This is a genomic window from Arthrobacter sp. UKPF54-2 (genome assembly GCF_007858535.1).
Taxonomy (GTDB): Bacteria; Actinomycetota; Actinomycetes; order Actinomycetales; family Micrococcaceae; genus Arthrobacter.
Window position 1 is genome coordinate 15,622 of record NZ_CP040174.1, and the last position, 23,913, is coordinate 39,534.

Here is a 23,913-nt window from a genome sequence, read left to right on the forward strand (position 1 = left end):
CAACCGGCACCATTCTAGGCGCCGGGAGGGGGCGGGCGCTTGCTAGCCGCCGGCGGCGGCGGAGAAGATCATGAACGCCACCGGTGAGGCGAACACGATCGAGTCCAGGCGGTCCATCACTCCCCCGTGGCCGGGCAGGCTGTTGCCCATGTCCTTGATGCCGAGTTCGCGCTTGACCATGGATTCGGCCAGGTCGCCGGCCGTGGCCGCGGCCACCAGGCCCACGGCCAGGGCCGCGCCGAACCACCACGGCTCGCCGAGGACGAAGATGCTGGCCAGGACGCCGACGAGCACGGCGCCGGCGACCGAGCCGCCGAAGCCCTCCCAGGATTTCTTCGGACTGATCTTTGGGGCCATCGGGTGCTTGCCCAGCGAGGCGCCCACGAGGTAGCCGAAGGTGTCGTTGGAGACCACCAGCAGCAGCAGGGTGCCGATCTGCCAGGCCCCGACCGGCACCACCCCGCCGGGCCAGGGCCCGATCGGGGCGGATCCGCCGGCGGCGTGCAGCGGGAGCACGGCGAAGCTGATCAGGAACGGCACCCAGGCGAGGGTGAAGACGCCGGCGAAGATGCTGCGGGCGGAGCCGGCCGCGCCCTCCAGGGACCGCCAGAGAAGCACCGCGACGCTGCTCAGCAGCAGTGCAAAAAGCAGGGCCTCGGTGCCGCCGAAGTAGGCCGCCAGGGGCATCGCCACGGTGCCCGTCATCGCCGGGATGATGGGCAGCCGTGTGCCGGAAGCCTCAAGCGCGCGGAACACCTCCCAGACACCGAAGATGGCGAAGGTGGTGACGATCAGCACAAAGGCCAAGGGCAGGAACAGCAGGCCGCCGAGCACGGCGAAGAGCATGCCAAGGCCGACCGCCGTCGCCGCAGGAAGGTTCCTGCCGGCCTTCGGCGTCGGGTTCTTCCGCTCTCTCCCCCGCACCCGGACGCGCGGTCCGGGTGCCTGCTGTTGATCCCCCATCAGACCTCGAGCAGCTCGGCTTCCTTGCGTTTGAGCAGCTCGTCGATGCCGTCGACGTGGGCCTTGGTCAGCGCGTCGAGTTCCTTCTCGCCGCGGGTGCCTTCGTCCTCGCCGGCTTCGCCGTCCTTGACCAGCTTGTCCAGGGTTTCCTTGGCCTTGCGGCGGATGTTGCGGATGGACACCTTGGCGTCCTCGCCCTTGGACTTGACGATCTTGACGTACTCCTTGCGGCGCTCCTTGGTCAGCTCCGGGATGGTGATCCGGATGACGTTGCCGTCGTTGGAGGGGTTGGCGCCGACCTCGGAGTCGCTCAGCGCACGTTCGATGTCGCGCAGGGCGGTCTTGTCGAACGGCGTGATGAGGATGGTGCGGGCATCGGGGACGGCGAAGGAGGCCAGCTGCTGCAGCGGCGTCGGTGAGCCGTAGTAGTCCACCAGGACTTTGTTGTACAGGCCGGGCGTGGCGCGGCCGGTGCGGATCGAGGCGAAGTCTTCCTTGGCTACCTCAACCGCCTTGTCCATCTTGTCCCCGGCTTCGAGCAAGGTTTCTTCGATCACGTTCTCTCCTCAGAAATTAGTGCGCGCCCCAGTGCCCGGGGAGCTGAACTGTCCTAAAAACATCCTAGCCGCAGCTAGGGGGTGACGACGGTGCCCAGGTCCTCGCCGCGGATGGCCCGAGTGACGTTGCCTTCACCCTCCATGCCGAACACCACCATGGTCAGGTTGTTGTCCTTGCACATCGTCATCGCCGTCTGGTCCATGACCCGGATGTCGCGGCGCAGGGCCTCGTCGTAGCTGAGGCGGTGCAGCTTCTCCGCCGAGGGGTCCTTTTTCGGGTCCGCGGTGTAAACGCCGTCGACCCCGCTCTTGGCCATCAGGACGACGTCGGCGTGGACCTCCATGGCGCGCTGCGCCGCGACGGTGTCCGTGGAGAAGTACGGCAGCCCGGCGCCGGCGCCGAAGATCACTACGCGGCCCTTTTCCATGTGGCGGATGGCGCGGCGCGGGATGTAGGCCTCGGCCACCTGGCCCATGGTGATGGCGCTCTGCACGCGGGTTTCCACGCCGGCCTGTTCCAGGAAGTCCTGGAGGGCGAGGCAGTTCATCACGGTGCCTAGCATTCCCATGTAGTCCGCGCGGGAGCGGTCCATGCCGCTCTGGGACAGTTCGGCGCCGCGGAAGAAGTTCCCGCCGCCGACGACGATGGCGACCTCGACGTCCGGGACGGCCGCTGCGATCTGCTTGGCTACCCCGCGGACGGTATCCGGGTCAACGCCCAGTTTGCCGCCGCCGAAGACCTCGCCGGAAAGCTTCAAGAGTACGCGGCGCCGGGTCTTCTTTGGCTGGGCAGAATTGTTGACGGTATCCATGGTGCCTTCCCGTTGGTGAGCTCTGAAAAAGGGTATCGTGCCGTGGACCAAAGGCAGTATTCGGCCTGAGTGGCCCGCGTTTTGCGGGTGCATGCAAAAGGGGTGGCCACCGCAGTGACCACCCCCTCAGCGGAGCTTACTTAGGAACCGACGCGGAAACGCGTGAAGGCTTTAGCCTTGACGCCGGCCTCTTCGAGGACCTGTGCGACGGACTTCTTGGCGTCCTTGGCGAACGCCTGGTCAACGAGGACCTCGCCCTTGTAGAAGCCGGTCACGCGGCCTTCCACAATCTTGGTCATCGCTGCCTCGGGCTTGCCCTCGGCCTTGGCGGTTTCCTCGGCGATGCGGCGCTCGGACTCGACCAGCTCGGACGGAACGTCCTCGCGGGTCAGGTAGTTCGGGGCCATCGCGGCGATGTGCACGGCGACGTCGTGGGCGGCGGTGGAGGCGGCTTCGCCTTCGCCGTCAACGGCGAACAGCACGCCGACCTGGGCCGGGAGGTCCTTGGAGGTCTTGTGCAGGTACGCGTCGACCGTGGGGGCCTCGATGCGGGCAATGCGGCGGACGACGACCTTCTCGCCCAGCACTGCGCCTTCTTCGATGACAACCTCGGAGAGCGGCTTGCCGTCGACGTCGGTGGCCAGCAGGGTGTCGAGGTCGGCAGCGCCGGACTCAACAGCAACAGCCAGCACCTTGTCGGCGAGCTGGATGAACTTGTCAGCCTTGGCGACGAAGTCGGTCTCGCAGTTGACCTCGATCATCACGCCGACGCCGCCGTCGACCTTGGCAGCAACCAGGCCTTCTGCGGTGGAGCGGCCTTCGCGCTTGGTAGCGCCCTTGAGGCCCTTGATGCGGATGATTTCGATGGCCTTCTCGGCGTCACCGTTGGCTTCGTCAAGAGCCTTCTTGACATCCATCATGCCGGCGCCGGTGCGCTCGCGCAGAGCCTTGATATCAGCGGCAGTGTAGTTCGCCATGTGAACCCCTCTGTCTAGAAATTTGTGTGGTGTACGGACTGACAGGACGGCCGCCCACCCTGGGGGTGGGCCGCCATCCTGTCAGTACCCCTCGCGCCCCGGGCAACTGCCTGCGGCGCTTGGGGAGATCCAGATTTATTTGTCTGACTACTTGGCTTCGTCGGCGGCCGGAGCAGCTTCGGCGGCCGGAGCCTCTTCGGCGGCGGGAGCCTCGGCGGCTTCCGGAGCAGCCTCAGCGGCGGCCGGAGCGGCTGCCTCTTCGGCCTTGCTGCCTTCGAGGAGCTCGCGCTCCCACTCGGCCAGCGGCTCTTCCGGAGCTTCCGTGGTGCCGGTGGCGCGCTGGTTGCGGGCGATCAGGCCCTCAGCAACGGCGTCGGCGACAACGCGGGTCAGCAGGTTGACGGAGCGGATGGCGTCGTCGTTGCCCGGGATCGGGAAATCGACTTCGTCCGGATCGCAGTTGGTGTCCAGGATGGCAACCACCGGGATGTTCAGCTTCTTGGCCTCGTCAACGGCGAGGTGTTCCTTCTTGGTGTCGACAACCCAGAGGAGCGAAGGCGCCTTGGTCAGGTTGCGGATACCGCCGAGGTTGGTCTCCAGCTTGGTCAGCTCGCGGCGAAGGAGCAGCAGTTCCTTCTTGGTGTAAGCGGAACCGGCGACGTCGTCGAAGTCGATCTCTTCGAGTTCCTTCATGCGCTGGATGCGCTTGGAGACCGTCTGGAAGTTGGTCAGCATACCGCCGAGCCAACGCTGGTTGACGTACGGCTGGCCAACGCGGGTGGCCTGCTCGGCGATGGCTTCCTGTGCCTGCTTCTTGGTGCCGACGAAGAGGACGGTGCCGCCGTGTGCAACGGTGGCCTTCACGAACTCGTAGGCACGGTCGATGTAGGACAGCGACTGCTGCAGGTCAATGATGTAGATGCCGTTGCGCTCCGTGAAGATGAAACGCTTCATCTTCGGGTTCCAACGACGGGTCTGGTGTCCAAAGTGGACGCCGCTGTCAAGCAGCTGGCGCATAGTTACGACGGGCATGCCGACGCTCCTTCCGGCAGGTCATTCATGAGAGAGCCCACGGCTCTCTTACCCTGCCAATAGTTGACGGTTATTTAGCTTCACCCGGTCGGGTGTTGCTCCTGGTATCCACCGCACCCCTCATCCGGACCCGGGGGGCCGGACCGTAAGAGGCGCAGTCCTCCATACCCGGAAGCCGGGCTTCGGACAGGGAGGGCTGGATACGCGTAGTCAGCCACTGCTCCCGCACTCCTGAATGAGACGTGCTGCTTGTGTCCGCGTCAGCGGACTAGGCATGAGGGCACAGCAAACTGCTCCACCAAGTGTACTACAGCGGACCTGCACGGAAGGACGGTTTCCGGGCGGTCCCGGCACCTGAAATCCAGGGCGGAAATCCACATAGGCCCACCGGGATCTTCCCCGTCGAGGCTGGCCGGCCGAGGCTGGCGTTATGAGGGTTTCCATCGTCCCGGCAGCGCTGCTGCTTATGCTCGCGCCGGCGCAGGCTGCGCCGCCGGCTTCCCCGGCCGGCGGCTGGAGCTGGCCGCTCTCCCCCAAGCCCGCCCTGCTGCGCGCGTTCGACCCGCCGGAGCGGCCTTGGCTCAGCGGGCACCGCGGGGTGGACCTGCGGGCACCATACGACGGCGCCACCGTCTCCGCCCCGGCGGCCGGCACCGTCAGCTTTGTGGGCGTCGTGGTGGACCGCCCGGTGGTGACTATCGACCACGGCAACGGCCTGCGGAGCAGCTTCGAACCCGTGGACAGCACGCTCCGGCCCGGCGACGCCGTGGCCAAGGGGGCCGTGCTGGGACGGTCGCTGCCCGGGCACTGCGGCGCGGCACCCTGCGTGCACTGGGGTGTCCGTCGCGGCGAGGTGTACCTGAATCCGCTGGCCTTCGTGATGGACCTGCGGCCCTCCATCCTGCTTCCCCCCGTGCGCCCCGGGGCGGGGCCGGGCGGTTCGGGATGAAGGGCCGCGAGGCTGCTGCGGGAATCGGCCGGCGTGGACCGCCGGGCCGCCCCGTGTTTGGGCAGCGTCTGCAGAGACGCGTGCCGTTTAGACGATGGCTGAGATTCCGGTGATGGCCCGGCCGGTGACGAGGGTATTGATCTCGTGGGTGCCTTCGTAGGAGTAGATCGCCTCGGCGTCGGAGAAGACCTTGGCCATTTCGTAGTCCGTGACGATGCCGTTGCCGCCGAGGAGGCTGCGTCCGATGGCGACGCTTTCGCGCATACGTGCGGTGGTGAAGGCCTTGGCCAGGGCGGACTGCTCGTCCTTGGCCTCGCCGGCGTCCTCGAGCTGGGAGAGGCGGACCATCATGCCCATCGAGCTGACGGCGTTGCCGAGGATCTGGACGAGCTGGTGCTGGACCAGCTGGAAGGAGGCGATCGGGCGGCCGAACTGGCTGCGCTCGACGGCGTAGCGGCGGGCGACGTCGAACGCGGCGAGCTGCTGGCCCACCGCCTGCCAGGCGACGGCCAGGCGGGTAACTTTGAGGACCTTGTTGGTGTCGCGGAAGCTGTTGGCGTTGGCCAGCTTGAAGAAGTCCGGCACCACAACGTTTTCCAGGGTGATGTCGGCGTTCTGGACCGTGCGCAGCGAGATCTTGTTCTCGATCTTGGTGGCGCTGTAGCCTTCGGTCTTGGTGTCCACGAGGAAGCCCTTGACCTGGTTGTCGGCAAGGTCGCGGGCGTAGATGACCACCCAGTCGGAGAAGGTGGCGTTGCCGATCCAGCGCTTGGCGCCGTTAAGGATCCAGCTGTCGCCCTCACGCCGGGCCGTGGTGCGGGTGCCGCCGGCGACATCGGAGCCGCCGAGGGGTTCGGTCAGGCCGAAGGCGCCGATCTTCTTCAGCGAGTAGATGTCCGGCAGCCATGCCTCCTGCTGCTCCTGCGACGCGAGCGCCTCGATCGAGCCGGTGAAGAGCCCGTCGTGCACCCCCATGAAGGTGGCGATCGACGTGTCGGCGCGGGTCGCTTCGGCGTGCAGGATGCCGGCGAAGAGGTTGGAGTAGCCCTGGCGCTTGACCGGGCTGACCAGGTCGATTTCCGCCAGTTTGGGAATGAGTTCCATCGGGAACTCGGCGCGGTTCCAGCAGTCCACGGCGATCGGCTTGACCTCACGCGCCAGGAACTCGCGGACCTCCGCCAGCCGGTCCTGCTCCTTGCCGCTGAGCAGCTGCTCGAAGGCGAAGAAGTCGCCGTCGGCGTAGGGCAGGTTGTTGATGTCGATTGCAGCTTTGGACATGTTGTTCCTTCACTCGTGATCAGCGGCGATCAAAAGGGCGCGGGCAGCGCGCCGGTATGTTACTCACGAGTAACATACCGCAGCTTCCGGCCGGCTGGCAAGTGATCGGGCCCACGGCGGGGACGGTGCAAAAAAGGCCGCAGCCGGCGTGTGAACGCCTGCTGCGGCCCCTGGGCCACGGACGGTGCGGGACATGTCCGCAAGGGTGTAGGGCTACTCGGACTTGAACCGAGGACCTTAGGATTATGAGTCCCGCGCTCTAACCAGCTGAGCTATAGCCCCATGGGCCGGAGGGTCTGGCCCATTCGGGCCCGACGGTTCCGGGCAAAAACACTCTAGCAATAGTAGTCGCCCGTGCCCGCGGCATGTGCCGCGGGGCGCCTAGACGACGAGGTCGTCGTAGCTGGCGCCGCGGTAGATGTCCTCGAAGGTCTGCAGGGTGCGCTCGATGCTGTGGCTTTCCACCATGCTGCGGCTCGCCTTGCCCATGGCAGCACGCTCGTCCGCGGGCAGCGACAGCACACGTTCGATCTTGGCTGCCAGGTCGTCGCTGTCGTTCGGGGTGAACAGGAAGCCGTTCTCGCCGTCGCGCACCAGGTGGGGCAGGGCCATGGCGTCGGCCAGCACCACCGGGGTGGAGGCGGACATGGCTTCCAGGGTGACGAGCGACTGCAGTTCGGCGGTGCCGGGCATGCAGAACAGGTCAGCGCTCAGGTAGGCGCGGCGCAGTTCCTCGTCGCTGGCCAGGCCAAGGAATTTCACCCGGTCCTGCAGGCCGAGGCGTTCGACCTGGGCCTCGAGAGCCGGCCGGACCTCGCCGCCGCCGACGATCTTCAGGTGGACGTCCAGCGGGCGCGGAGTCTTGGATACGGCGTCGATGAGGACGTCGATGTGCTTCTCCTCGGCGAGGCGGCCGACAAACAGCACGGTGGGGCTGGTGTGCTGCACCGCTTCCTCGCCGGGCTGCAGTTCATAGGCGGCCGCGTCGATGCCGTTGGAGAGCGGCAGCACCTTGCGCAGGAAGGCGTGCTGGTGCATAGCCTTGGCGGCGAGCGGCGTCGGGGTGGTGACGACGTCGGCCTGTCCCATGACCTTGCCCATGTCGCGCCAGGAAACCCGGCCCACGATGTCCTTAAACCACTGCGGGAAGGGCAGGAACGGGTTCAGGTTCTCGGGCATAAAGTGGTTGGTCGCCACAATCCGGATGCCGCGCTTTACCGCCTCGTAGAGGACGTGTTCGCCGATCATGTAGTGGCTCTGGATGTGCACGACGTCGGGCTGGATCCGGTCGAACAGCAGGGCGATTTCCTTCTTGATCTCCCACGGGAAGGTGATCCGGAAGTATTCGTGGGTCGGCACCGAGTGTGAGCGGAGGCGGTGCACGGTGGCCTCGTCGCGGAATTCGCTGAAGCTTTTGCCCTTGCCGGGCCGGCAGGCGAGGACGTGGACGTTGTGGCCGCGCCCGGTCATGCCCTTGGCCAGGCGGTAGCCGAACTGCGCCGCACCGTTGACGTCCGGCGGGTAGGTGTCCGCGGCAATCAGGATGGTGAGCGGTTTGTCGTTCTTGGGCATGGTCACGGGGATAGCTCCTGGTGGTCACGGTGCGGTCAGCGGGTCCTGAGGTGGCCGGCTGGCCGGGGCGCAGGCGCCGGGCCTGCGCCTAAAGTCTGTGGCGCCGCCCTAGGACACCCGTCCCGCGGCCTTGCGCGCGTCCTTCTTGCGCTTGGTGACCTCGGGGTGGTGCCGGGAAAGGGCGATCACTCCCACGATAGCAAGGGATGCGGCCGCACCCATGGCAATCGCCGTGACGGCGTGGACGTCGGACCGTAGTTCGCCCAGGATCACAATGCCGATGGCGATGCCGATAATCGGGTCGATCACGGTTAGTCCTGCGATGACGAGGTCGGGCGGCCCGCCCGAGTAGGCACTCTGGACGAACCACGATCCCAGCCCGCCGGCGGCCGCCATCGCCACCAGCGTGTACCACTGCACATTGAGCAGGAACAGCCCGTTGGGATCGAGGAGGTGTTTGCCGATGATGCGGGTCAGCACTGCCACGAAGCCAAAGAGGACCCCGGCACCAAGGATGTAGACGAAGGCGCTCATCCGGTGCTTGAACATCAGCGCCAGGGTGCCGAAGAGGCCAACGGCCAGGGCCAGCAGCAGCACGATGGTCAGTTCGTCGGAGCCGCTGACGTGGTGGTTCTCCTGGGTGACGTTCACCGCGAGGATCACGAACAAGGCCGAGCCGGTGACGCAGGCGCTGATGGCCACGACCGTGGCCCGGTTCATGCTGAGCCCCTGGTCCTTCGCGTTGATGATGGTGGTGATGACCAGGGCGATCGCCCCGATCGGCTGCACCACCGTGAGGGGAGCCGAGACGAGGGCGACGGCGTTCATCGCCGTCCCGGTGCCGAGCAGCAGCAGGCCGAGAACCCAGCGGGGGTTCCGGAGCAGGCGCAGCAGCCCGTGCGAGCTGAGCGCCAGGCCGCCGGTGTCCGCTTTAACCGCGCTCCCTTGGCGCTGGGCGCCGAAGGCGAGGAAGAAGGCGCCCGCCACCGCCAGCAGGACGGCAAACCAGACCATCAGCGGTGGCCGCCGTCGTCGTCGGGGTTCTGCGTCCCGGGCTCCGCAACGGGAGCCGCAGCGGCGGCGATGCCGGCCTTGCGCTCCCGGCCCTTGCGGATGATGGCCCAGAAGTAGTTGTAGGCCGCGATCCAGTGCCCCACGAGGCCCAGTCCCAGGCAGATCCACGCAGCCACGAAGTAGGAGTCGGTCCCCGCGACTGGCAGCTTGGAGAGCACCAGCAGCGGCGTGCCGACCAGCAGCAGTGCGGTGCGGATCTTGCCGATCCGGCTGACGGGGAGGTCGGGGTGGCTGCGGAAGTAGAACAGCGAGATGGAGAGCAGCACCAGGTCCGGGACCAGCAGGGCGGTCAGGTACCACCATTCGACGACGCCGGCGATCACGAGCGTCACCGCGACCGCGATCAGGGACAGCCGGTCAGCGATGGGATCCATGATGCGGCCCAGATTGGACATCTGGTTGAAGCGGCGGGCGATGTAGCCGTCCACCCAGTCGGTGCTTCCCATCACGGCCAGCACGAGCGCGGCGGTGCCGTATTCCTGCTTGGCCAGGACCAGCCAGATAAAAAGCGGGACGCCCAGGAACCGCACCACGGTCAGCAGGTTGGGGACCGTGAAGACGACGTCGTGATGGATCTGGGACTGCCCGGGGCGTGCCCCGGCGCCGATGAACTTCATCAGTTCCCCCTTTCCACAGCCGGCAACGAGTGAGCGTCGGAGTTCAGGGTGTTGCCTAGCCCTTGAGCAGCCGGCGCAGGAGGAAGACAAAGGTGGCAGTTGACGCGGCCAGGGCGGCCAGCGGTTTCCAGCGCTTGCCGAGCTCGGCCGCGGCTTTGGAGCCGCCGGTTGCGGCGGAACCGCCGGCCGTCTTCGGCGCGGCCGCCGCGTCTGCGTGGTTGCGGAAGGCGGCGATCCGGTCGTCCACCAGGTCCTTGCCGTCCTCGAGCCGGTGCGCGGTGGCGGCGAGCAGGGCCTGGGCCTGGGTCTTGACGTCGAGTTCCTCGCCGAGTTCGTCGCGGACCCCGGTGAGGTGGCGGCGGCGTTGGTCGAGGCGGCGGCGCAGATCGGCCTCGGTGGGGGCGGGGCCGAGGTCGGGCTGCTCGGCGGCCTTCTTCGCTTCCTTCTCTGCCTTGGCCTTGGCGGCGGCCTCTTCCTTGGCGGCCTTGGCAGCCTTGGCCTGCGGGGACTTGGGGTCCAGGACGGCGGCGTCGAAGGAGGAGCCTTCCTTCGCGATGCCGAGATCGTACTTGAGGCCGCGGATCGTTTCTTCCGGCATCAGCGGCATGGCCTTCTTGAACCGGCCGTAGCCGATCAGGCCCACAATCAGCGCAATCACGAGGAAGGCGGCGCAGACCAGGAGGGCGGCGAGCCAGGCCGGCATGATGGTGGCCAGCCCCATGATGGCGGCCACGATGAGGCCGATGACCAGGAAGGCGACAAAGACCAGGGCGACGGCGAAGAAGGCGGCGGCGACGCCGAGCTGGATGCCCTTGCGCTTCAGCTCGACCTTGGCGAAGGCAATTTCATCGTTGAGCTGCCGGGGTGCGAGCTTGAAGATCAGTTTCAGGGTCTTGGGCAGCGCCGAAAGGCGCAGCCCTCCGTTTGTCCTGCCGGTGTGCCGTCCGCTCATCTGTGCCGCCTCACTGGTTCCATCTACGATTGCGCTGGATTGCCGGGCCTGCGCGGCCTCACGCATCCCCAAGTGTCAAAACTATCATTCAGGGTACGGACGGCGGCGCGGCGGGCCGCGCGGGCCTAGGATTGGCTCCTGTGCATACACCCAGCAATCCCGGGGACTCCCTCAGCCGCCGCCGCAAGCTCCTCTATATCCTGATGCTGGGCGCCCTGACGGCCCTTGGTCCGTTCACGGTGGACCTTTACCTGCCGGCGTTCCCGGCCCTGGAGGCGAGCCTGGGGGTGACCGAGGCCGCGGTGCAGCTGACGCTGACCGGCACGACGGTCGGCTTCGCCTTGGGCCAGCTGGTGGTGGGTCCACTCAGTGACAAGTTCGGGCGCCGCCTTCCGCTGATCCTGGCCACCGCCGTGCACATCGGGGCGTCCCTCGGCGCCGCCCTGTCCACGGACATCGCCACGCTGGGCCTGTTCCGGGTGCTGATGGGCATCGGCGCGGCCGGCGGCGGCGTGGTGGCGATGGCGATGGTGCGGGACCTGTTCAGCGGCTACGCGATGGTGCGGATGTTCTCGCGGATGGCGCTCGTCAACGGCCTGGCCCCGATCCTGGCACCGGTGATCGGGTCGCAGCTGCTGCTGCTGATGCCGTGGCCGGGGATCTTCTTTTTCCTTGCCGGCTACGGGAGCTGCGTGATCATCGCCGCCCTCTTCGTGGTGCGCGAGACCCTCCCCCGGGAAATGCGCGGCACCACCGGGCTGACGGCGCGCCAGCGCTACGGCGTCCTGTTCGCCGACCGGATCTTCGTGGGCCTGCTGCTGCTGGGCGGGATGAACTTCGGCGGCCTCTTCACGTACCTCTCGGCCTCGCCGTTCCTGTTCCAGGATGTCTACGGCTTCTCGCCGCAGCAGTACGGCCTGCTGTTCGGGGTCAACTCGCTGGGTATCGTGGCGGGCGTGCAGACCAGCTCCCGGCTGATCAAGCGCGTCCCGCCGCAGTGGATCCTGGCCTGCTCGACGGCGTGGATGTTCCTGATGGCCCTGCTGATTGTGGCGTTCGACCAGCTGGGCTTCGGGCTGTGGGGCGTGATGGTGCCGCTCTGGTTCTACATCCTGGGCGCCGGGTTCACCTTCCCGTGCGTTCAGGTGCTGGCCCTGGCCAAGCACGGGGCGCAGGCCGGGACCGCCGCCTCCCTGCTGGGTGCGGCGACGTTCCTGATGGCCGGCATCATCTCCCCCGTGGTCGGCTGGTTGGGCCTCGGCTCCGCAACGCCGATGGGCGCGGTCCAGGCCGGCTGCATCCTGCTGGCCGCCGCGGCCCTGTGGCTCATCGTCCGGCCCCGGACCGTGCCGTCCATCCACTGACCCCGGCAGGTTCCACCGCCGGGGCCGGACCCGCAACGGGCTAAGGCTTGCGGTGGATGGACTTGTAGCTCAGATAAGCGGTCAGGCCCTCGACTCCATACTCCGTGCCCAAGCCGGAGTCGTGCCGGCCGCCGAAGGGCGCGGCGTGGTTGGAGGCAAAGAAGTTGATGCCCACCGAGCCGGTATCCATCCGGTCCGCGACGGCCAGCGCCGCCTCCGGATCCTGCCCGAACACCAGCCCGCCGAGGCCGAACTCCGTGTTGTTGGCCAGTTCAATGGCTTCCTCAACGCTGCCGCCGGCGTCGTCGTATTTCAGGATGCAGATCACCGGGCCGAAGATCTCCTCCCGGGAAATCCGCATCTGCGGGGTGACGTCGGCGAACACTGTGGGTTCCACGAAGTAGCCGCCCTCCAGTCCGCCGCCCAGGGCGGCCGCCCGGCCCCCGGTGGTGGCACGGGCGCCCTCGGCCAGCCCCGATTCAACGTATTCCAGCACAGTCCGGTACTGGGATTCCGTGGCGCAGGGCCCAAAGACCGTGTCCGGGTCCAGCGGGTCGCCCTGCTTGCCTGCCGCGATGGTCCGGGTGACCATGTCCACCACTTCCTCGTACCGGCTGGCGGGGGCCAGGATGCGGGTGGAGATGTAGCAGGTCTGGCCGGTGTTGCGCATGGAGGAGCGGATCAGGACTTTGGACATGGCGTCCAGGTCCGCGTCGGGCAGGACGATCGCGCTGGATTTCCCGCCAAGTTCCAAGGTGACGGGGCGCAGCAGTTCGCCGCAGGCAGCCGCGATCTTCCGGCCCACGGGGGTTGAGCCGGTGAACGCGACCTTGTCCACGCCCGGGTGCTTCACCAGCGCATCTCCCAGCCGGCCTGACCCGGTGACGAGGTTAACGACGCCGGCCGGAACGCCGGCGGCGGCCACCGCCTCGATGATCACCCGCAGCGACAGCGGCGTGGGCGACGCCGGTTTGATGACCACGGTGCAGCCGGCCAGCAGCGCGGGGGCGAGCTTGATGACCACGAGGTTGATCGGGAAGTTCCAGGGCGCGATCAGCGCGCACACGCCGATCGGTTCACGCCGGACCACGGATTCGCCGCCGCCCTTGGGGAAAGCCCGCACGTCCTCGCGCTCGAGGTAGTCGGCCAAAGTGGCGAAGTAGCGGAAAATGCCGGCGGCGTTGGCGGCAGCCCCGCCGGATTCGGCCACCGGCGAGCCGTTCTCGCGGGTGTTGGTCAGCGACAGTTCCCCGGCGCGTTTCTCGACTTCCTCGGCGATGCGCAGCAGATAGGCGGCCCGCTCGGACGGCGCCAGCCGCGGCCACGCGCCGACGTCGAAGGCCGCGCGGGCGGAGGCGACGGCGGCGTCGACGTCGTCGAGGGTTCCGTCCGGGACGGAGCCCCAGACTTCGCCGGTGGCGGGGTCGGTGACCGGGTTGCGGCCGGTTCCGCGCGCCGGGATCCAGGCGCCGTCGACGAAGATGTCGTCCACGTGCGTGTACGGCAGGCTCAGCGCGGCCCGCGCTGCGAGGGCGGCGGCGTCGTGTGTGGCGGCAGTCACCGGATCACCGCGGTCTTCAGCAGGGCAGTGGAACGGTTCAGGTCCGCCGCGGCCATGTCGTGGGCGGCCTGGGTGATGAGCTCGGGAACGATTTCCGTGGCCAGCCGGTCGGTGTACGTGGCCGGGTCCATCCCGAACCAGGAGGAAGCCAATGCGATCCCGGCCTGGTCGAAGCGCCACAGCCGGTCGGCGTCGCGCATCAACGCGTCTTCGAGGGAGTGCGCCTCCGGGCGGGTGTCGTGGCCGTCGATGATGGCGCAGATCCGCTCGATGAAGTCCGCGTCGTAGCCCAGGTCCGGCAGCACCCGGCGGGCGACGTCGCAGCCTTGCTTTTCGTGTTCGTAGCGGATGGCGGCCTTGCGCCAGTCCCCCGCGAAGCCCTCGGAGATGATCCGGGATTCGTCCACGTGGGCCCAGCCGGTGTCGTGCAGCAGGGTGGCGACCCGGACCAGTTCGGCGTCGGCGTCGGGGTAGGCGCGGCACAGCCGCTCGGCGAAGGCGAGCGAGATCGGCAGGTGGATGTCGTTGCCGCGGGTGCGGGTCTCGTGCACCACGGCCCGCCAGAGTCCGTCGAGTTCCGCGAGCGCCGCCGGGGTGGTGGCGATCGGGGCAGTGTCCACCGGTCCCGTCGCCGGGACGGGCCGGACCGGGTACGCGGCGGCGAAGCGCGCAGCCGCGGGATCAACAGTTGCGGAATCAGGGGCCTCGGGATGGTCGGATGCCGGGTTGGCAGGGCCGGCCTCGGCAACCGGGGTCTTGGGGGTGGTCATGGTGCTCCTTCGGGTGGGGCCGACTGACAGTTTGAGTGCAGTTAGCTGTCCGTGGTGATCGTCTTGAGGGGTGTGGCCGGGTCCCCGGCGGCGTCGGCCGGGATGTTCTGGCCCTTGGCCAGCGCGTTTTTGACCGCCATGAAGTCGAGCGGGGCGTTGACGCAGTCCGCGGCGATGACCTGGCCCTTGCGGTAGTAGAGGACGCTGAATTTCCCGCGGTCCTCGTCCCGCCGCAGGACGGTCTGGTCGTAGCCGTTGCAGAGACCGGCGATCTGGAGTTTGAGGTCGGCCTGGTTGGACCAGAACCACGGGATGCCGGCGTATTCCTCGCGCCGGCCGGTGAGCGAGTAGGCCGCCACCTTGGCGTGTTCGATCGCGTTGTTGACGCTTTCGAGTCGGATCCGCTCCCCCGGTTCCGAGCCGGGCACGGGGTTGGGCATGTTGGCGCAGTCGCCGATCGCCACCGTGGTGCCGTCCGAGGCCAGCGCGAAACGGTCCACGACGATTCCGTTGTCCACCGCGAGGCCGAGCTGTTCGGCCAGTTGGGTATTGGGGACGACGCCGATCCCGACCAGCACGATCTGTGCCGGCAGCACGGTGCCGTCCTGGAGTTCGACGCCGGCGACAGCAGCGCCGTCGTCGGAAGTGAAGCGTTTGGCGCTGGTGTTGAGCCGGATGTCCAGGCCCCGGCTCCGGTGGGCCTGGAGGAAGTACTCGGCTGTCTCCTCGCCGACGGCGCGGCCCACCAGCCGCGGGCCGAATTCCAGCACCGTGACGTTTTTCCCCATCTTCTGCAGGCTCGACGCGGCTTCGAGGCCGATGAACCCGCCGCCGATCACCACCACGTCCTGCGCGTCCCCCACCCGGGCCTTGAGGGCCAGGGCGTCGTCGGCGTTGCGGAGGTACAGCACCCCCTCGAGGTCCCCGCCGTCGATCTCCAGTTTCCTGGCGCGGGCGCCGACCGTGAGGGCTAGCCGTTTGAAGGGGAACTGCTTCCCGGACGCGGAGTGCGCCACTCCCGAACCGTCCGGGTCCTTGTCGATCCGGACGATGTATTCGCCCTTGACCAGCTCCACGTTGTGCTCGGCCCAGTATTCATTGGAGCGGAAAATCAGGGATTCGCTCTCCACCGCGCCCTGCAGGAACTCCTTGGACAGGGCCGGGCGCTGGTAGGGCCGGTGGTCCTCGTCCCCGAGCAGGGTGATGTGCTCATCGAAGCCGAGGGCCCGGAGGGACACCGCGAGCTGGACGCCGGACTGGCTGGCGCCAATGATCAGCAGGCCGGTGCGGGTGGGGCTCTCGGCGTGCGGTCCTGGGCCGGCGGACGTCTGCTCCGCCGCGGCAGCATGGGCGGCCATGGCTACACCTGCGTTTCCGGGGTGGTGACGAACAGTTCGAGCTCGTCCGTCAGGCGGAGCTGGCAGGAGAGCCGGGAGTTGTCCTCGCGGTCCACGGCGGTGCCGTAGAGCATCTCATCCTCCATGTCCTCCATCGGCGGGAGCTGCGGGAGGCAGTCCTCGCGGACGAACACGTGGCAGGTGGCGCAGGACAGCGAGCCGCCGCATTCGGCGACGATGCCGGGCACGCCGTTGCGGACCGCGGTCTCCATGACGGAGTCGCCGGCGTTGCCCTGAACGTCGCGGACAGCGCCTTCGGCGTCGGTGAAATGAACGGTTGGCATAGGAACTCCTTGGATAAATCGGTACGTAGGGCGGTGGCGGAGGCGGTCAGATGAACTGGCGGCCGCCGTCAACCACCATGGTCTGGCCCGTGTAGTAGGAACTGTCCGGCCCGGACAGGAAGAGCGCCGCACCCACGATGTCCTCCGGCTGGCTGGCCCGCTTGATCGCGCCGCGGTCCACACCGTAGTTCTCGGCGTCCTCCATCAGCCCGTAGCTGGCTTCGGTAAGGGTAAAGCCGGGGGCGATCGCGTTGACCGTGATCCCCCGCCGGCCCAGTTCCTTGGCCATCACCCGGGTCAGGGCCACCACGCCGCCCTTGGAGGCGACATAGTGCAGCCACTGTTCCGAGCCGCTGAAGATGGTGGCGCTGGAGAGGTTGATGACGCGACCGCCTTCGCGCAGATACGGGCTCGCGGCCCGGGTGACCAGCCAGGGGCCCTTAAGGTTCACGTTCATGACGAGGTCCCATTCGGCCGGGTCGATGTCTTCGAACGGGCTGCGGGTCACCCCTGCGTACACGGCGGCGTTGTTGACGACGACGTCGATGCTCCCGTTGCCGAACTCCGCGCAGCTCTTCGCCAGGGCCTCGGTGGAGTCGAGGCTGGTGACGTCCGCTTCGAAGGCGGCCGCTTCGGCACCGGCTTCGCGGACGAGCTTCGCTGTCTGCTCGGCGCCTTCGAGGTTGATGTCGGCAACCGCCACGCGGTAGCCGCGGCGGCCGAAGCCGAGCGCGAACGCCCGGCCCAGGCCGCCTGCGGCACCGGTGATCAGGACGGTACGGGCAGGCTGGCCCACGCCGTCCAACTGCGGATCAGACATGGCTGTGGCTGTGACTATGGGCGCCCGGTCCGGCCACCAGCAGTTCGGGTTCGTCGTCGAGGATCTGGACGGTGCCCTTGGTGCCGTCCACCCGCAGCCGCTGGCCGGTTTTGATCGTGGTGGACCCGGAACCGGTCCCGGTGACGGCCGGCAGCCCGTATTCGCGGCACACGATGGCCGCGTGGCTCATCATGCCGCCGATGTCGGTGACAGTGGCCTTGATCTTGCCGAAGATCGGTCCCCAGGACGGTGCCGTGACGGTGGCGACGAGGATCTCGCCCTGCTGGACCTCGGAGAGCTGATCCGCGTCGGTGACGACGCGTGCCAGGCCCTCGACGACGCCGGGTGAGGCTGCCATACCGCGCAGGCCGCCGCCCTCAACCTCTTCGCCCGCGCCCAGCCACTGCTGGACCTGCTCGGTGGTGATGCCCCAGAGCATCCGGGTGAAGGGTTCGGTGATGATCTCCGGCGGCGTGTTCAGCGCCGGCGCCGGCCGGGCGGTCTTGAGCGCGTCCACGATGCCGCGGCGGCGTTCGATCTCCGCCGGCCAGTAGTCCGGACCGATCGGTTTGGCGCCGACGCCCCACCCCGTCACGAGGTCGAACAGAGCGTCGCGGACCTCGTTGCGGCCCAGATAGAGCAGGTCGTCCGGTTCGGTCCAGAAACCCTCGGCCTGCATCATGCGGGACAGTTCACGGATCTTGCGCCAGAAGACGCCCATGGTCCAGTGCTCGATGTAGAAGTTGTGGTTTTCCACGTACGGGTAGGCGGTGGCGGCGAGCCCGCGCTTGGCGTCGAAGAGCGCCTGGTTTTCGCCTTCGAGCAGCTCGCGGTATTCCTCGATGATGCGGTCACGCTCAGCGATCAGGGCCTCGACCGGGCGCATGATCTCCTGGCCGTCATCCACGCGGCGGATGTAGTCCGCGATGTAGCCCAGCGGGATTTCCTGGTGTTCGTTCCAGTACTTGTCGTGGCCGTAGAAGCCGTTGCCGACCGTGAAGTTGAACCACGGGTCCTTGGCGGCCTCGTACTGGGCCGTCCAGCGGTCCCCGCCCGGGGCGGCGGCGATGGCAGCGAGGGTGGCGTCGACGTCGTCGGTGTTGGAAAAGTGCGGCTGCAGGCGCAGTTCGACGGCGAGCTTGGCGAGCTGCTTGAGCTCGTCGTCCGGGCGGAAGAGTTCCATGTCCACGCCCTGCACCATGGTGGCGATGGACTGGTCGGGGATGTTGGGAAACACCTGCTTGCAGAAGTTGAAGAAGTCCAGGTAGGCGATGTAGCCGAGGTTGAGGAACTCGAAGTGGTACTGCCAGTTCTGGTAGGCCAGCTGGATCAGCCGGTCGTAGCTGTCCAGCAGCTTCTCCGAGCCGTCCTTGCCCTTGCCGGAGAGGATGTCCTCCATCGGGACCATGTCCGGGAGCCGGGGAAAGGAGATGGTTTCCATTTCGTCGATGGTGCCCTTGACCTTGACGTGCCACTGCTTCAGGAGCTGTTCCCAGTTCTGGAAGTAGTGGCCCACGCGCTGTTCGAACAGAGAGACACGGGCGGCGATCTGGTCCTCCGGAACGGGAATGGGCGACATGTACAGGTAGCCGAGGTGCACACGGAATTCGATCCCGTTGGCGTTGGGGATCATCAGGTGCCGGGCGTTGTACTGGCCCAGGCACTTGACCGCGAACTCGCCGCCGATCGTCTCGAAGGGCTTGAACACGGTGGGCCAGTGCTGGCTGTCGCAGAACCAGAACTTGGCGTCTTCCTGCTCCTTGAGCTTGTCCTGGAAGACCAAATAGTACGGGTAGATCTTTTCCCAGCCCTCGGCTCCGGCGGGAACCGGCAGCTCGGAGGGCTTGGGGAAGGACTTCGGGGACATGGCGGTCCTTTCAATTCGGGCTCGGCGTTGAGCCAGGGTGATGGAGCGGGTCAAATCTTGCTGGATTAGCTGGCGGGGCTGAGTCCGCTGAAATAGCCTCCGCCGGCGACGGCAGAGGGCACGGTGGGCTTGGAGGAGTGCACGGTTTCGGGCCGGGACTGCAGCAGGAGCAGGTTCTCGCCGTCGGGCAGGTCGGCGTCGAGGGCCCATTCGATGTCCTGCGGGCACTTGTAGTGCTTCTCGGCGCGCTTGGCCATCTGGGCGACGGCGGTGAGCTCGGCGTCGCTGAGGCTGCGCCGGCCGCGGCGTTCGGCGTCGACCTCGCGTTCCACCAGGCGGCCGGCCGCGGTGTCCGGGACGAGCTCGGCGTGTTTGTCGCCGAGGTGGTCGGAGACGACTGCCAGCGTGACCTTGTCCAGCATGATGTTGTCGGGGGTGACCTGGCCGGAGACCACCATCTCGCCGACCCCGTAGGAGGAGTCGATCGTGATTTTGGAGCGGTCGCCGTTGGTGGGATCCATGGTGATCGCCACGCCGGAGACGCGGGCGTTGGCCATCTTTTGCACCACGACCGCCATCGACAGGCCTTCGTTGGGGATGCCGTTCTTGAGCCGGTAGATGATGGCCCGGGAGGTAAAGAGCGAGGCCCAGCACCGCCGGATGTGCTCGGTGACGGCCTTGACGCCGTCGAGCCAGAGGTAGGTATCCTGCTGGCCGGCGAAGGAGGCCTCCGGGAGGTCCTCGGCAGTGGCGCTGGACCGCACGGCCACGGGGACCGGTGCCCCGAAACGCGACATCAGGGATTCGTAGGCGGTGATGGTGAGCTCGCGCAGTGCCGGCGGAACCGGGCGGGAGCAAATGTCCTCGCGGATGGCGGCGGAGACCTTGTCCACCTGGGCCATGTCGTCGGGATCAAGGCCGGCGAGGAGCTGGTGGATGTGCTTGGTGATCCCGGCTTCCTCCATGAAGGTGTCGAACTGGGCCGTGGTGACCACAAAGCCCGGCGGGACCGGCATGCCGGCGGAGGTCATGGTCACCAGGGACGCGCCCTTGCCGCCGAGGTTTTCGAGCTTGGGTTCGATGCCGCCGTCGAAGAATTGGATGTATTCGTTGCTGTCCATAGTTATCAGGCCTTCCAGCTGACGGGGACGGTCTCGGGGACGCGGAAGGAGAGGTTTTCGCGGAAGGCGATGGCTTCCGGGTGCTCCAGCTGCAGTCCCGGGGCGAGCCGTGCCACTTCCTCCAGCGCGATTTTGGCCTGGAGCTTGGCGAGCATATTGCCCAGGCAGTAGTGGATGCCGAACCCGAAGGAGAGGTGCTCGCGGGCGTTGGGGCGGGTGATGTCGAAGTCCTCGCCGGCGTCGAACTTGGTTTCGTCGCGGTTGGCGGAGCCCATCAGGAGCAGCAGCTGGGACCCCTTTTCGATCGCTACGCCGCCGACTTCGGTGTCCTTGAGCGCTTTGCGGCGCCAACCGACAATGGAGCCCGCGTAGCGGAGGACCTCGTCGATGGCGGCGGGGATCTTTTTGGGGTCTTCCACGAGCTGGTTCCACTGCTCGGGACGGGCCAGGAGTTCGCGGAGGGCGTTGGAGATCAGCGTGGTGGTGGTCTCGTGGCCTGCAAAGAGCAGGCTGTAGAGGACCGACGCGATCTCGTGGTCCGAGATTTCTGCGCCGTCCTGCTGTGCCTTGACCAGGTCCGCGGTGAGGTTGTCGCCGCCTTCCTCGTGCGCCACCCGGACCAGGCGCAGGCATTCCTGCCAGTACTCGACCAGGTTGTGGGCGTGCGGAATCTGTTCCTCGTCGCTGAGGTCGCCCCAGGTCATCGCCGCGCGGGAGTCGCTCCAGCGCTTGAACGTGTCCACCTGGGACACGTCCGCGCCGATCAGTGTGAGGATGGTGATGGTCGGGACATCGTAGGCGAGGTCCTTGACCATGTCGCCGCGCTGTTCCGCCCGGGAAAGCATCGTCTCGAGCAGCCCGACGACGTTCTGCCGGATGAAAGGTTCCAGCGCCTTGTAGCGGCGGGGTGTGAAGGCTTTCTGGACCACGGCGCGGATCCGGGTGTGCTCCGGCGGGCGCCGGGCGGACAGGCCCGAGTAAGCGGTGAATCCGCCGTCCTCCATGATTTTCTTGGCCGCGGCACCGCGTTCCCGGACCGGGGCCTGGGCGTTCTCGCTGGAGAAGGTCTCCCAGTCCTCGAAGACGGCCTTGATGTCGTCATAGCGGGACACAACGTAGAGGCCCGTCCGCTCATCGAACATGACCGGCTGCTCGGCCCGGAGTTCGGCGTAGGCGCCGAAGGGATGCTTCATCTGGAACGGCTCGTAGCCGTGGTGACCGGCGGGGGCTTCCGCGCCGTGGCCGAACGGACAGCGTCCGGCCGTTTCAGTCGACGATGACATGAGGTCTCCTAGTGAATTGCTCCGACCGGCGCCGTCAGGTGCCGGGGCTTCTTGTCACCAGTGTGGTCCAGATCACCAGCCGTGCACAGGCGTTACTTCCGCTCAGCGGAAGTGATGTGGTGGCCGCGGGGACCGCCGTCGGCGTTCCCGGTGTTCGGGGCCGCCCGGTGGACCCCGATGAGGGTTTCCAGCGGGATCCGTGCGGTGGCCCGCTCGATTTGGCCGGATATTCCTCTCAGGACCGGAAGGTGCCTGGTCATGGTGGCAGCCTGGGACGTGGGCAGCACCAGGCCGATCGCGGCCCCGATCCTGCCCGTGTGGAAGACCGGGACGGCGATGGAACACGAGCCCAGTCGCACTTCCTCCAAGGTGGTGGCGTAGCCGGTCGCGCGGATCTGGTCCAGTTCCGCGGCGAGTTTCCTGGGGTCGATGTGGGTGTGGGCCGTGGGCCGCTCCAACTCCCGATGAAGGTACGCGTCGCGGACCCAATCCTCCTCGAAGGCCAGGATGACCTTGCCGACGGCGGTGGCGTGCATGGGTAGCCTGCCTCCGACGCGGGATGCCCGGGGGACCCGCTTGGAGCCGTAGACCCTGTCGATGTAGAGCACGTCATGGCCGGCCCGGACCGCCAGGTGCGCAGTCTCGCCGGTCAGCGAGAACAGGTCCTGGACAAACGGCCGGGCGGCGTCGCGCAGCTGCCGTCCGGTGTTTTGGGCAAGTTCCCACAGCCGGATGCCGAGCTGGTACCGTCCGTTGGGCTCGCGCGAGAGGAATCCCCAGTCCGTGAGTTCGTTGACCAGCCGGTGCGCGGTACTCAACGGGAGGCCGGATTTCTCCGCGATGTCCGTCAGGCTCAGTGCGCCGCGGGAGGTCTCAAATGCCTCCAGGATGGCCAACACCTTTGACGTGACGGTGCGTCCGGGGTCGCGGCTGCCGCCTGCCATGGTGACCTCCTCAGTTCCGTGGCGCCCCCAGGGCGTCCGGAATCGAGTCTAGACCGGCATGGACGCCTCAGCGGCTGCTCCCGGTACCTTCGAGGGCGGGCCCGTCCAGCAGGCGCTGCCGCTGCGGCCAGAGGGTCACCGATTCCAGGGCGGACAGGGCCCGCGCGATGGACCGGGCCTCGGCGGTGAACAGGTGGCCATGGACGCGCTGGCTGCAGAGCCGCAGCGCCTGCCCGCGGTCCAGGCCGAACCAGTCCATGACCGTGTCGATGCCGTGTGGGCTGAGCCGCCAGGTCTTGTCCGCATCCTTGACAATGGCGTCCTCGATGGAAAGGGCCTCACTGCGGGAGTCGTGTCCGTCGATGATGTCCAGGATGGCCGGGACCTTCCCGGGATCGTAGCCGCTCGCCGTGAGGATGCCGGCCGCCAGCCGGGCCCCCTCTTTCTCGTGCAGCAGCACCAGGTCCGGCCTCCCGCCGCCCGGGGCGATCGCCTGCAGGACGTCCCCCGGGGGAACCTGCGACCAGCCCACGTCATGGAGCATGATGGCCGGCAGCACGACGCCGGCGTCGGCCTCTGGGTGCGAGTCCAGCAAGGCCCGGGCAAGCCCGAACGCGTAGAGCGTGTGGGCGTCGTTGTCCCGCACCTGGAGAAAAGGGGCCGCGCGGTCCCAGATCGCGGACAGTTGGGGGTCCAGCGCGATCACTCCGTCCGGATCCGCCTGGACACTGTCGGCGACGTCCCGTCCGTAGTGGTTGGCGGCGGCCCTCATTTTCGTCATACCTCCAACAGTGGCCGATAACTGGGCCGGGGCAAGAACAATCTTCCACTCACCGGAACACAGCCGGAAACGCCGCGGGGAGTGCCCGGCCCGGGACCGCGCTGCCCTGTTCGCAGCAGACGGCGGGCGATAAAGTTGTTCTGTGCCTGACTGGCAGGACCCTCCTCCCCTACCGGCCACGTGGCAGCGGTGCGACGACGGCATTCTGCCCCTGTGGTGGGAGCGGCTGTGCTCCCAGACCAGCCCGCAGTCGGCGGCGCTCTTCGCGGCCGGGCTGTTCACCGAGGACCGGCGCCGGCCGATCGCCCAGTGGTACAACCCCGCCTACGACTCCGCGCTCCTGGTGGCCCCTGAGACCTCCGCCGAATGGCCCGTGCAGCGCTTTGGCATCTTCTACGCCCCTCCGCGCGGCGGTTTCACCCGGGTGCACTCCTCGGCGCACGAGTGGCACCCCCGGGAGCCCCGGCAGTCCCCCACGGAGGACGAGGCGTTCCGGGCGGCTGTAGCGGAGGCAGAGCGCTTCCTCCAGGTCGAGATGTTCTTCGTCTAGCACCTGTCATCCCGGGCAAGAAAAAGGGCCCCGCAGCCGGTGAATTACCGGCCGCGGGGCCCGTCCGCTCCTCCTGCTGGACTTGAACCAGCAACCCTTCGATTAACAGTCGAATGCTCTGCCAATTGAGCTAAGGAGGAATGAAGCAGGTATGACATTAGCAAAGGTTTTACCGCTAGGGAAATCGGGGACGGGGTCGGCCGGCTGCCCGCCCGAAGACCGGGCCCGATACCCCCACCGGGTATACAAAAAGTCCCCGTTCCGGTGGGCCGGAACGGGGACTGTGCGCTCCTCCTGCTGGACTTGAACCAGCAACCCTTCGATTAACAGTCGAATGCTCTGCCAATTGAGCTAAGGAGGAATGAAGCGGCTATAAGCCTAGCAAACA

The 23,913-nt window shown here is 67.3% G+C and carries 23 protein-coding genes and 3 tRNA genes; 3 read left to right on the forward strand and 23 right to left on the reverse strand.

Annotated features, from left to right (window positions below; translation table 11 throughout):
- Nucleotides 1-42: 42 nt before the first annotated feature.
- From E7Y32_RS00075 to rpsB, 5 genes are all read right to left on the reverse strand, one after another.
- Nucleotides 43-963 carry a phosphatidate cytidylyltransferase gene (locus E7Y32_RS00075; RefSeq protein ID WP_146335260.1) on the reverse strand — a complete coding sequence of 307 codons (921 nt, stop codon included), beginning with the start codon at nt 961-963 and terminating at the stop codon, nt 43-45.
- A complete protein-coding gene (gene frr / locus E7Y32_RS00080; protein ID WP_138769830.1) occupies nt 963-1,520 on the reverse strand; it encodes a ribosome recycling factor in 558 nt (185 codons plus the stop codon). Before frr ends, E7Y32_RS00075 begins: the two co-directional genes overlap by 1 nt.
- A 74-nt stretch (nt 1,521-1,594) precedes the next feature.
- Entirely contained in the window at nt 1,595-2,332 is a 738-nt protein-coding gene (gene pyrH / locus E7Y32_RS00085) for a UMP kinase (protein WP_146335261.1), read from the reverse strand.
- A 140-nt stretch (nt 2,333-2,472) separates the two neighbouring features.
- Nucleotides 2,473-3,309, reverse strand: coding sequence for a translation elongation factor Ts (tsf, locus tag E7Y32_RS00090; protein WP_146335262.1), 837 nt, complete (start codon nt 3,307-3,309; stop codon nt 2,473-2,475).
- A gap of 147 nt (nt 3,310-3,456) precedes the next feature.
- The gene (gene rpsB, locus E7Y32_RS00095) at nt 3,457-4,341 is read right to left on the reverse strand and encodes a 30S ribosomal protein S2 (protein ID WP_146335263.1); all 885 of its coding nucleotides are present in this window, start codon (nt 4,339-4,341) and stop codon (nt 3,457-3,459) included.
- 430 nt (nt 4,342-4,771) lie between these two features.
- On the opposite strand from rpsB, the gene E7Y32_RS00100 reads away from it, so the two are divergent.
- On the forward strand, nt 4,772-5,290 hold the full coding sequence (locus E7Y32_RS00100) for a M23 family metallopeptidase (RefSeq protein ID WP_146335264.1): 519 nt from the start codon (nt 4,772-4,774) through the stop codon (nt 5,288-5,290).
- Nucleotides 5,291-5,377: 87 nt separating this feature from the next.
- Here the strand turns inward: E7Y32_RS00100 and E7Y32_RS00105 are convergent, their stop codons facing one another.
- The 6 genes from E7Y32_RS00105 to E7Y32_RS00130 all read right to left on the reverse strand — a co-directional run bounded on the left by E7Y32_RS00105 (nt 5,378) and on the right by E7Y32_RS00130 (nt 10,783).
- On the reverse strand, nt 5,378-6,568 hold the full coding sequence (locus tag E7Y32_RS00105; protein ID WP_146335265.1) for an acyl-CoA dehydrogenase family protein: 1,191 nt from the start codon (nt 6,566-6,568) through the stop codon (nt 5,378-5,380).
- Between the two features lie 208 nt (nt 6,569-6,776).
- Nucleotides 6,777-6,850 (reverse strand) — tRNA-Ile (locus E7Y32_RS00110).
- A gap of 99 nt (nt 6,851-6,949) precedes the next feature.
- Complete coding sequence (locus E7Y32_RS00115) at nt 6,950-8,140, reverse strand: glycosyltransferase (RefSeq protein ID WP_395940456.1); 1,191 nt, start codon at nt 8,138-8,140, stop codon at nt 6,950-6,952.
- Between the two features lie 108 nt (nt 8,141-8,248).
- Nucleotides 8,249-9,154 carry a DMT family transporter gene (locus E7Y32_RS00120; protein ID WP_146335267.1) on the reverse strand — a complete coding sequence of 302 codons (906 nt, stop codon included), beginning with the start codon at nt 9,152-9,154 and terminating at the stop codon, nt 8,249-8,251.
- Nucleotides 9,154-9,831, reverse strand: coding sequence for a CDP-alcohol phosphatidyltransferase family protein (locus tag E7Y32_RS00125; RefSeq protein ID WP_146335268.1), 678 nt, complete (start codon nt 9,829-9,831; stop codon nt 9,154-9,156). The genes E7Y32_RS00120 and E7Y32_RS00125 overlap by 1 nt, the downstream gene beginning before the upstream one ends.
- A gap of 55 nt (nt 9,832-9,886) precedes the next feature.
- On the reverse strand, nt 9,887-10,783 hold the full coding sequence (locus E7Y32_RS00130) for a phage holin family protein (protein WP_146335269.1): 897 nt from the start codon (nt 10,781-10,783) through the stop codon (nt 9,887-9,889).
- 140 nt (nt 10,784-10,923) lie between these two features.
- On the opposite strand from E7Y32_RS00130, the gene E7Y32_RS00135 reads away from it, so the two are divergent.
- On the forward strand, nt 10,924-12,147 hold the full coding sequence (locus E7Y32_RS00135) for a multidrug effflux MFS transporter (RefSeq protein WP_146335270.1): 1,224 nt from the start codon (nt 10,924-10,926) through the stop codon (nt 12,145-12,147).
- A 40-nt stretch (nt 12,148-12,187) separates the two neighbouring features.
- Here E7Y32_RS00135 and E7Y32_RS00140 read toward each other — a convergent pair whose 3' ends face one another.
- The 10 genes from E7Y32_RS00140 to E7Y32_RS00185 form a co-directional block, all read right to left on the reverse strand.
- Nucleotides 12,188-13,708 carry an aldehyde dehydrogenase family protein gene (locus E7Y32_RS00140; protein WP_146335271.1) on the reverse strand — a complete coding sequence of 507 codons (1,521 nt, stop codon included), beginning with the start codon at nt 13,706-13,708 and terminating at the stop codon, nt 12,188-12,190.
- On the reverse strand, nt 13,705-14,478 hold the full coding sequence (locus E7Y32_RS00145) for an HD domain-containing protein (RefSeq protein WP_146335272.1): 774 nt from the start codon (nt 14,476-14,478) through the stop codon (nt 13,705-13,707). Before E7Y32_RS00145 ends, E7Y32_RS00140 begins: the two co-directional genes overlap by 4 nt.
- Nucleotides 14,479-14,519: 41 nt before the next feature.
- Complete coding sequence (locus E7Y32_RS00150) at nt 14,520-15,836, reverse strand: NAD(P)/FAD-dependent oxidoreductase (RefSeq protein WP_146335273.1); 1,317 nt, start codon at nt 15,834-15,836, stop codon at nt 14,520-14,522.
- 2 nt (nt 15,837-15,838) lie between these two features.
- The gene (locus E7Y32_RS00155) at nt 15,839-16,159 is read right to left on the reverse strand and encodes a 2Fe-2S iron-sulfur cluster-binding protein (protein ID WP_146335274.1); all 321 of its coding nucleotides are present in this window, start codon (nt 16,157-16,159) and stop codon (nt 15,839-15,841) included.
- 46 nt (nt 16,160-16,205) lie between these two features.
- Nucleotides 16,206-16,979, reverse strand: a complete 774-nt coding sequence (locus E7Y32_RS00160; protein WP_146335275.1) for an SDR family NAD(P)-dependent oxidoreductase — start codon at nt 16,977-16,979, stop codon at nt 16,206-16,208.
- The gene (locus E7Y32_RS00165) at nt 16,972-18,846 is read right to left on the reverse strand and encodes a PEP-utilizing enzyme (protein ID WP_146335276.1); all 1,875 of its coding nucleotides are present in this window, start codon (nt 18,844-18,846) and stop codon (nt 16,972-16,974) included. The genes E7Y32_RS00160 and E7Y32_RS00165 overlap by 8 nt, the downstream gene beginning before the upstream one ends.
- 65 nt (nt 18,847-18,911) lie before the next feature.
- On the reverse strand, nt 18,912-19,967 hold the full coding sequence (locus E7Y32_RS00170; RefSeq protein WP_146335277.1) for a PEP/pyruvate-binding domain-containing protein: 1,056 nt from the start codon (nt 19,965-19,967) through the stop codon (nt 18,912-18,914).
- 5 nt (nt 19,968-19,972) lie between these two features.
- Nucleotides 19,973-21,250, reverse strand: a complete 1,278-nt coding sequence (locus tag E7Y32_RS00175) for a cytochrome P450 (protein WP_146335278.1) — start codon at nt 21,248-21,250, stop codon at nt 19,973-19,975.
- Nucleotides 21,251-21,342: 92 nt separating this feature from the next.
- Complete coding sequence (locus E7Y32_RS00180; protein ID WP_146335279.1) at nt 21,343-22,194, reverse strand: IclR family transcriptional regulator; 852 nt, start codon at nt 22,192-22,194, stop codon at nt 21,343-21,345.
- Between the two features lie 67 nt (nt 22,195-22,261).
- The gene (locus tag E7Y32_RS00185) at nt 22,262-22,975 is read right to left on the reverse strand and encodes an HD domain-containing protein (RefSeq protein WP_146335280.1); all 714 of its coding nucleotides are present in this window, start codon (nt 22,973-22,975) and stop codon (nt 22,262-22,264) included.
- A gap of 142 nt (nt 22,976-23,117) precedes the next feature.
- Between E7Y32_RS00185 and E7Y32_RS00190 the strand changes: the two genes are divergently transcribed.
- Entirely contained in the window at nt 23,118-23,525 is a 408-nt protein-coding gene (locus tag E7Y32_RS00190) for a hypothetical protein (RefSeq protein ID WP_138769841.1), read from the forward strand.
- Nucleotides 23,526-23,592: 67 nt separating this feature from the next.
- On the opposite strand, the gene E7Y32_RS00195 is transcribed toward E7Y32_RS00190, so the two are convergent.
- Nucleotides 23,593-23,665, reverse strand: a tRNA-Asn gene (locus E7Y32_RS00195).
- Nucleotides 23,666-23,813: 148 nt separating this feature from the next.
- Nucleotides 23,814-23,886: transfer RNA gene (locus E7Y32_RS00200), tRNA-Asn, on the reverse strand.
- Nucleotides 23,887-23,913: the final 27 nt, after the last annotated feature.

Excerpts from the sequence above, each read along its gene's own strand:
- E7Y32_RS00125 (WP_146335268.1), bottom strand. The coding sequence starts at position 9,831 with ATGAAGTTCATCGGCGCCGGGGCACGCCCCGGGCAGTCCCAGATCCAT.
- E7Y32_RS00165 (WP_146335276.1), bottom strand. The coding sequence starts at position 18,846 with ATGTCCCCGAAGTCCTTCCCCAAGCCCTCCGAGCTGCCGGTTCCCGCC.
- rpsB (WP_146335263.1), bottom strand. The coding sequence starts at position 4,341 with ATGCCCGTCGTAACTATGCGCCAGCTGCTTGACAGCGGCGTCCACTTT.
- E7Y32_RS00100 (WP_146335264.1), top strand. The coding sequence starts at position 4,772 with ATGAGGGTTTCCATCGTCCCGGCAGCGCTGCTGCTTATGCTCGCGCCG.
- E7Y32_RS00130 (WP_146335269.1), bottom strand. The coding sequence starts at position 10,783 with ATGAGCGGACGGCACACCGGCAGGACAAACGGAGGGCTGCGCCTTTCG.
- E7Y32_RS00160 (WP_146335275.1), bottom strand. The coding sequence starts at position 16,979 with ATGTCTGATCCGCAGTTGGACGGCGTGGGCCAGCCTGCCCGTACCGTC.
- pyrH (WP_146335261.1), bottom strand. The coding sequence starts at position 2,332 with ATGGATACCGTCAACAATTCTGCCCAGCCAAAGAAGACCCGGCGCCGC.
- E7Y32_RS00185 (WP_146335280.1), bottom strand. The coding sequence starts at position 22,975 with ATGACGAAAATGAGGGCCGCCGCCAACCACTACGGACGGGACGTCGCC.
- tsf (WP_146335262.1), bottom strand. The coding sequence starts at position 3,309 with ATGGCGAACTACACTGCCGCTGATATCAAGGCTCTGCGCGAGCGCACC.
- E7Y32_RS00170 (WP_146335277.1), bottom strand. The coding sequence starts at position 19,967 with ATGGACAGCAACGAATACATCCAATTCTTCGACGGCGGCATCGAACCC.
- E7Y32_RS00115 (WP_395940456.1), bottom strand. The coding sequence starts at position 8,140 with ATGCCCAAGAACGACAAACCGCTCACCATCCTGATTGCCGCGGACACC.
- E7Y32_RS00155 (WP_146335274.1), bottom strand. The coding sequence starts at position 16,159 with ATGCCAACCGTTCATTTCACCGACGCCGAAGGCGCTGTCCGCGACGTT.
- E7Y32_RS00075 (WP_146335260.1), bottom strand. The coding sequence starts at position 963 with ATGGGGGATCAACAGCAGGCACCCGGACCGCGCGTCCGGGTGCGGGGG.
- E7Y32_RS00145 (WP_146335272.1), bottom strand. The coding sequence starts at position 14,478 with ATGACCACCCCCAAGACCCCGGTTGCCGAGGCCGGCCCTGCCAACCCG.
- E7Y32_RS00180 (WP_146335279.1), bottom strand. The coding sequence starts at position 22,194 with ATGGCAGGCGGCAGCCGCGACCCCGGACGCACCGTCACGTCAAAGGTG.
- E7Y32_RS00105 (WP_146335265.1), bottom strand. The coding sequence starts at position 6,568 with ATGTCCAAAGCTGCAATCGACATCAACAACCTGCCCTACGCCGACGGC.
- E7Y32_RS00120 (WP_146335267.1), bottom strand. The coding sequence starts at position 9,154 with ATGGTCTGGTTTGCCGTCCTGCTGGCGGTGGCGGGCGCCTTCTTCCTC.
- E7Y32_RS00150 (WP_146335273.1), bottom strand. The coding sequence starts at position 15,836 with ATGGCCGCCCATGCTGCCGCGGCGGAGCAGACGTCCGCCGGCCCAGGA.
- E7Y32_RS00175 (WP_146335278.1), bottom strand. The coding sequence starts at position 21,250 with ATGTCATCGTCGACTGAAACGGCCGGACGCTGTCCGTTCGGCCACGGC.